This window comes from Haloferax sp. Atlit-6N, assembly GCF_003383195.1.
In the GTDB taxonomy this organism is placed as follows: domain Archaea; phylum Halobacteriota; class Halobacteria; order Halobacteriales; family Haloferacaceae; genus Haloferax; species Haloferax gibbonsii.
In genome coordinates, this window is the sequence record NZ_QEQJ01000159.1 from 1 (window position 1) to 539 (window position 539).

Annotated in this window: 1 protein-coding gene; it reads left to right on the forward strand. The window is 62.9% G+C overall.

Annotated elements, in window-relative coordinates:
- Positions 1-539: ABC transporter permease (locus tag DEQ92_RS21710; RefSeq protein WP_115821771.1), on the forward strand; the 539-nt coding region annotated here is incomplete at both ends.

A 539-nucleotide genomic window follows, 5' to 3' on the forward strand; every position in this document is an offset into this window, starting at 1 on the left:
CTCGGCATCGTGGTCCTCGTCTGGGAGCTGGTGAGTGGCGGGATCGTTGCGACCGACGTCCTCCCCGCCCCAGCGACCGTCGGAGCCGAAATCGTGGACCTCTTCGTCTCCGGCGAGGTGTTCTCTCACCTGTTTATTTCGCTGTTCCGCGTCGGCGTCGGACTCGGATTGAGCATCCTCGTCGGGGTCCTCCTCGGTGTCGGGATGGCCAGGTCCGATCCGGTCGAGAACTTCTTCGATATCTTCCTCTCGATGACGTATCCGATCCCCAAGACCGCGCTCGTCCCCCTCGCCATCCTCTGGCTCGGCGTCGGGACGAAGGCGGCGATCCTCATCGTCTTCCTCGCGTGTCTGCTCCCGATCGTGCTGAACGCCTACAACGCCGCCGAGAACGTCGATCAGAACCTCGTCTGGGCGGCTCAGATGATGGGGACCGACGAGCGATCGATCCTCTATAAGATCGTCTTCCCCGCGACGATCCCCGAGATTATGACGGGGGTCCGTCAGGCGGTTCCGATCGCCTTTATCGCGCTCGTGAG